At 35.2% G+C, this 6,925-nt stretch carries 5 protein-coding genes; all 5 read left to right on the plus strand.

What is annotated here, in order from left to right:
* Positions 1 to 8 precede the first annotated feature (8 nt).
* The 5 genes from VB796_RS17030 (at position 9) to VB796_RS17050 (ending at position 6,751) form a co-directional block, all read left to right on the plus strand.
* A complete protein-coding gene (locus VB796_RS17030) occupies positions 9 to 1,076 on the plus strand; it encodes a ferritin-like protein (protein WP_323347774.1) in 1,068 nt (355 codons plus the stop codon).
* Between the two features lie 392 nt (positions 1,077 to 1,468).
* Complete coding sequence (locus tag VB796_RS17035; RefSeq protein WP_323347775.1) at positions 1,469 to 3,340, plus strand: peptidase M61; 1,872 nt, start codon at positions 1,469 to 1,471, stop codon at positions 3,338 to 3,340.
* A 37-nt stretch (positions 3,341 to 3,377) separates the two neighbouring features.
* Complete coding sequence (locus VB796_RS17040) at positions 3,378 to 4,118, plus strand: hypothetical protein (protein WP_323347776.1); 741 nt, start codon at positions 3,378 to 3,380, stop codon at positions 4,116 to 4,118.
* The gene (locus VB796_RS17045; RefSeq protein WP_323347777.1) at positions 4,105 to 5,784 is read left to right on the plus strand and encodes a S8/S53 family peptidase; all 1,680 of its coding nucleotides are present in this window, start codon (positions 4,105 to 4,107) and stop codon (positions 5,782 to 5,784) included. Before VB796_RS17040 ends, VB796_RS17045 begins: the two co-directional genes overlap by 14 nt.
* Before the next feature lie 187 nt (positions 5,785 to 5,971).
* Complete coding sequence (locus VB796_RS17050; protein ID WP_323347778.1) at positions 5,972 to 6,751, plus strand: transglutaminase family protein; 780 nt, start codon at positions 5,972 to 5,974, stop codon at positions 6,749 to 6,751.
* The last annotated feature ends 174 nt before the right edge of the window (positions 6,752 to 6,925 follow it).

Raw genomic sequence — 6,925 nt, forward strand, 5'->3', positions numbered from 1 at the left:
CCTCAATCATGTTAAAAATAGATTCAAAATATGTACAAATGGCTCAAAGTGCAACGGAACTTTGTGAGCTACATTTTCTTGTTCAGAAAGCCATTGAGTTAGAACATTCTACCATTCCTCCGTATTTGACAGCCATGTATTCGCTGATTCCAAGAACAAATATTGGGGTGAGAACCATTATTCATTCAATTGTGGTGGAAGAAATGTTGCACATGACAATTTCTGCCAATATTTTAAATGCTTTAGGCGGAAAACCAAAAATCAATACACCTGATTTTGTACCCGAATATCCAGGCAATTTGCCAATGGGCATTGGCGGGTCTGGTTTTATCGTTGGTCTTGAAATGTATTCTAAAGATTTGGTGAAAAATATTTTCATGGAAATTGAAGAGCCTGAAACTCCAATTATTTATCCAACAACTTTAATGGCAAAAGCTACTTTGCCAACTTTCTCGACGATTGGTATTTTTTATAAAGCTATTCAAGCAAAAATAGAAGAAATCGCTCCTGATACTTTGCCTGGTGACCCCGCCTTACAAGTAACCTCAAATTTCTTTGCCTCTAATTTATTATACCCAATTCTTACCAAAGAAGATGCTATCAATGCCATTAATATTATCATTGACCAAGGCGAAGGAACAGATGACTCTCCTTTAGATGAAGAAGGTGAATTAGCCCATTATTATCGTTTTGAAGAGCTTTATTATGGTCGCAAATTGGTGAAAAGCCCTCTTCCGCCTTATGGTTATTCATTTACGGGAGCATCAATTGCAATTGATACATCATTGACAGGTGTTTATCCTCTTTTCCCAAATACCAAAACTGCGATGTTACCTGATGGTTCAGAAGCAAAAAACCGAATGAATGAATTTAACAGTAGTTATTACTCATTATTGGCAGGTTTGCACGATGTATTTAATGGAAAACCGAATGATTTAGATAAAAATATTGGTACAATGTATGATATAAAATTAGCCGCTGAGAAACTCTGTGCCATGCCGTTTCCAGATAAAGAAGGTTATCATGTAGGGCCATCTTTTGAGTACGTCAGTCCAACGGCATTTTTACTTTCATAGTTGTTGTTTATGAGTTGATGAGTATGTAGTAGTTAGTTTTCTCATAGACTCATAAACTACTTTTCATAAACCTATCAACTCATGAACTATTGTTTGAAATACTTTGATTTGACGGATATTTCATAGAATAATACTTTTGTTTTAGCGGTCTGACTATCGTCTGACCGAGGTAAAATAAATACTGGGTCAGACGATAGTCAGACCGCTAAAACAAGCCAAATTAAAGTTTTTCAAGCACTATTTACTCATAAACCCATTAACTCATAAATTCATACCCACTTACTCATAAACCTTTTCTTCGTCAGATGTACCTTTCACTCATTTTCTTCGTTAATATCCCATCAAAGATTATTATCTTGCGAACTTAATTTTTCAACAACTCATATTATAGAATGAAATTTCAAACGTTAACGCTTGCAGCACTGTTTATCTGCCTAAATACTTTCGCTCAGAAAGTTTCACAAACTACCAATTATCAGTTTTTTATTGATTTAACTAAAGTCCAAAATGATAAATTGGAAGTGTCGTTAATTACGCCTAAAATTTTGAAGGATGAAGTAGTTTATAATATGCCAAAGATTGTTCCTGGAACGTATGCTAATTATGATTTTGGGCGTTATGTGTCTGACTTTAAGGCTTTTGATGTATCAGGTAAAGTTCTTTCAGTAGAAAAATTAGATAAAAATAGCTACAAAATTAAAGGAGCTAAAGGTTTAAATAAAATCACTTATTTAGTTGATGACACTTGGGATTCTCCTGAAATTGCAGGGGAATATATTTTTGAACCCGCAGGAACAGACATTGAAGAAAACAAACTGTTTGCCATCAATGCACATGGTTTTATTGGTTATTTTGATGATATGAAACGTCAGACCTATGAGGTAACTTTCACAAAACCAACGGGTTTTTACGGAGCCAGTTCATTGACAGCAGCAAAATCTGACTCTAAAAAAGATACTTTTATTGTTCCCAATTACAACGATTTAGTGGATGCACCAATCATGTATTGTCAGCCAGATACCACTATTTTGAAAGTGGGTGGAGCAGATATTTTGATTTCGGTATTTTCTCCGAACAAAAAAGCGACTTCGGCAGAAATTGCGGCTAATGTAAAGACGCTTTTGGAAGCACAAAAAGAGTATTTGGGCGGTGCATTACCCATCAAAAAATATGCTTTCGTGATTGTACTTTCTGATAACTTGAAAAATGGAAGTTATGGAGCTTTGGAACACTCATATTCATCGTTTTATTATTTGCCAGAAGCTTCGTCAGAAGAACTTTCGCAGACGGTAAAAGACGTTTGTTCGCACGAATTTTTCCATATTGTAACACCTTTAAGTATTCACTCGGTTGAGATTGGTGAGTTTGATTTTAACAAACCAAAAATGTCAAAACACCTGTGGATGTACGAAGGAATGACCGAATATGCTGCGGGTCACATGCAGATGAAGTACAATTTGATTGATTTACCGATGTATTTGAATATGTTGAAATCTAAAATCGGCAACATGAATGACCGTTATAAAGACGATATTCCATTTACGGTAATGTCGGCAGATGTATTAGAAAAATATAAAGACCAATACCAAAATGTATATGAAAAAGGAGCGTTAATCGGTTTGTGTTTAGACATTAAATTACGTCAATTATCTGGTGGAAAATATGGAACACAAAACTTAATGCGTGATTTGTCAAAATATTACGGAAAAGAAAAATCATTTAACGATGATGAATTGTTTGATAAAATTACGGAGGTTACGAAATTTCCAGAAATTCGTCAATTCTTTGCCAAATATGTAGAAGGAAAAGAGTCACTTCCAATCCAAGAAACCCTTAAAAGTGTAGGAATTGACTACATGAAAAGCCGTAAGAAAAAGGAAAAAACGTTGGGCTTTTCGGTATATAATTTAGGAATCAGTCCAGAAACAAAAGGTGTTTTTATCATCGACGAAGACGGAATAGATGAATTAGGGAAAAAATTAGGACTTAAAGCAGGAGATGAATTTGTAAGTTTGAATGGTCAGAAATTAGACTTAACTTCTTTTAGAACAACCCGTAGCGAGTTTATGTCAAACTCAAAAGAAGGCGACGACATAAGTTATGTAGTATTGCGTAAGGAAGGTGATAAAAAAGTAGAAGTGGCACTTACAACAAAATTATTTATTCCAGATGTGGAAGAAAAAAATATTTTAAGTCCAGCCGAAAGTTTAACAGAAGAGCAAACTACTTTACAAAAAGCATGGTTAGTGCCTTCTGCAAATTAATAATCTGTTCAAAACAATATTGAAAATGAACTCAGTCGTGAAAAATAAACATTTCATCAAACTGAAAACAAAGTGGGTAAAAGCTATGGTAGTTTTTACCCCTTTTGTTTTCAGTGCGATTAGTTTGTGGTCATGTCAACAATTAGATTGCGGTTGTGTGTCACCACCTCAAACAGGAGCGTCTTTTTATTACCCAATCATCGGGAATTCAATTGTCTATGATGTTCAAGAAATTCAATATTCATTGACAGAAAATCCAAAAGTTGAAAATTATCAATTGAAAGAAGTTAACGCTTCCTTTTTTCAAGATTTAGATAATAAAGAAGCTTTGAGAATTGAACGTTATCGTAGGGAAAATGATACGCAAAAATGGGTAATTGATTCTGTCTTTACGGCTAAAAAAGAAATAGACAAAGCCTTGAAAACGGAAAATAATGTAACTTACGTAAAAATGATTTTTCCGATAAAAGAGAACATTAAATGGAATGGAAATCTTTATAATGCTTTCGGAGATGACTCTTTTGAAATGAAAAAGGTAAATCAGCCTTTTCAAACGAATGGGCAAAATTTTGCTAAAACCTTGAGCGTTATTCAACAAAATGATTCAACATTGGTTGATTTAAAACGTAGAATGGAAGTATATGCAGAAGGTATTGGGTTAGTTTATCAAGAAAAAACGTTTGTATCATATTGTAATACCCCAGATTGTCTGGGAAAAGGCAAAATTGATTTTGGAACGAAATATATGCTAAAAATAAAAAGTTATGGAAAAGAGTAAAGTAGGGATAGAGTTTAGAGGTCAGAGTTTAGAGAATAGAGGGCGGTTATTAGAGATTAGCGTGAATTGTATTGCTTTTTGTACGCTATTCTTTATTCTCTGTTCTCTGTTCTCTATCACCTGCTCCGCTCAGGCAAAATATTTGATTACTTTTAAGGATAAAAATAATTCTCCTTATTCGGTTTCAAAGCCTTTGGAGTTCCTTTCTCAACGTTCAGTTAATCGAAGAACGAAACAAAAAATTGCAGTTACAACTCGTGATTTGCCTGTAAACCCTGCTTATTTGACTGAAATAACGAAAGCAGGAGCAAAAGTTTGGTTTACTTCTCGTTGGATGAATGCCGCCTTAATACAAACTACCGAAGCCAATTTGGTTAATATTCTTAAACTTTCATTCGTAAAAGGGCTTGAAATTAATGGAACAGTGGACGACCCAAGCACTCGTTCTGGACGACAAAAATCTAAGTTTGAAGCATTGGAAACAGAGAGTTTTAATTATGGTTTAGCCAAAACTCAAAACGAGATGATTGCCGTTGATAAAATGCACGATTTAGGTTTTAAAGGTGAAGGAATGATGATTGGAATTTTAGATGCAGGATTCAATAATGCCAATAAAATTTCAGTTTTGAAAGCACTTTTTGATGAAAAGAGAATCGTTGGAACGTATGATTTTGTCAAGAAAGAAACTTCTGTTTATGAAGATGATGGTCACGGAACGTCGGTATTGTCGTGCATGGGAGCTTACGCAGAGGGTAGTATGATTGGGACTGCTCCGAAGGCATCTTTTTTATTATTACGTTCAGAAAATGCTCCAAGCGAATACATCATTGAAGAAGCTAATTGGCTTTTTGCGGCTGAATATGCCGATAGCGTAGGCGTAGATTTAATTAATTCCTCATTGGGATATACCACCTTCGACGATGCCAAAACTGACCATACTTATGCTGATTTGAATGGCAATAAAACCATTGCTGCTCGTGCGGCAGACTGGGCGGCGGCGGTTGGTATTGTGTGTGTAATAAGTGCAGGCAATGAAGGAAATGGAACTTGGAAGTATATCGGAACGCCAGCCGATGCAGATTCTGTGATTTCGGTTGGAGCATTAACTGCTACCAAAACATTGGCATCATTTAGTTCTTTGGGCATTCCAACCGATAAACGAATAAAGCCAGATTTGGTTGCGATGGGGCAGAGTGTTGCCGTTGTAGCTCCGTCAGGTTCGGTTAATACTTCTTCTGGAACGTCTTTTTCTGCCCCCATACTTTGTGGAATGTTAGCAGGTTTTTGGCAGGCAAATCCAACATTAACGGCAATGGAAGTGATAGATAAAGCCAGAAAATCAGGGAGTCAGTTCAGTAATCCAGATTATAGATTAGGCTATGGAATACCGATATTATTTAGCATTTTGGCAAATCAAGGAGAAGTGACAGAATTGTTCAAGGTTTATCCTAACCCAACAAAAAATGACATTATACTTGAAATAAATAATGTAGTAGGCAAAAGCTACGAAGCCAATATGACAGATATTTCGGGAAAAAGTTATTGGAATGAAACGCTCAAAAATCATGTTCAGACTATTTCTTTAGACAAAATTCCATCAGGAATGTATTTCTTGAGAGTTGGCAATGAAGAGAAAACCAGTGTGGTTAAATTATGGAAAGAATAATTTGAGATGAACTAAATAAATGAAAGCCCTTCAAAACCCTGATTTTGAAGGGCTTTCATTTTATAATTTCAAAAGAGAAAAATATTCGTAAAAATATTTACGGATACGTTCCTTTATTATGCAATTTTTACAAACTTCTATGGCTCAAAAAGGTTATCTTTACATATACGATATTCCCTAACACAAAATGAAGTTAAAAGTAGCTTGTCAGCTCGATTATGAATCTAAAGAAAGTGTACCTCTAATTTTAATACTTCGTCCTCAAAGTGGTTCAGGACAGCAAGTAATAGAAGAAAACTATACCCTCAATCCAGAATTACCCATTACCGAATATAAAGACGTATATGGTAACTTGTGCCAACGAATTGTTTGTCCCACAGGCTTTTTATCAATCCAAACTTCTTCCATAGTACAAGCTCAAGATAACCTTGATATAAATTTTGATGCTGATTATATTCCCGTAGAAAATCTACCTGCCGATGTATTGATTTATTTGTTATCAAGCAGATATTGTGAGGTGGACAAATTATTTAATCTTGCCGTAGAAATTACCCAAGATATAACAATGGGATATTCGCAAGTAGATGCCATTTGTCAGTGGGTACGGACTAATGTTCGCTATGAATATGGACATAGTTCATCTTCAACATCAGCTTTTGATATTAGTCAGAGTAGGATAGGGGTTTGCCGTGATTTTTCGCATTTGTGCATGGCTCTTTGTCGCTGTCTGAGTATTCCTGCACGTATGGTTGTTGGGTATCTTCATGACCTCAAACCGATGGATTTACACGCATGGTTTGAAGCATATATTGGAGACAGATGGTACACATTTGATGCTACCCAGCCTACTTTGAAAGGAAATAGAGTGGTTTTAGCCTATGGTAGAGATGCCAATGATGTGGCTTTTGCTACTCAATTTGGCGATATAGAATTAATAAATATGTGGGTTTCGGTGGAGGCGGTTTAGGAGTTATTGGTTTATGAGTTTATGAGTTATGAGTTTATGAGTTATTGGTTTCTATGTGTCCCGTCCTAAAATAGGTTGACTTTTTTGATTATTTGTAAACTTAGAAAAGTCCAAGTTGTTGTCCAAATTTTTGTTTGTTAATTGTTCTTTCATCGACGTAAATATTCATTTTAA

This window comes from Arcicella sp. LKC2W, from assembly GCF_034931005.1.
In the GTDB taxonomy this organism is placed as follows: Bacteria; Bacteroidota; Bacteroidia; order Cytophagales; family Spirosomataceae; genus Arcicella.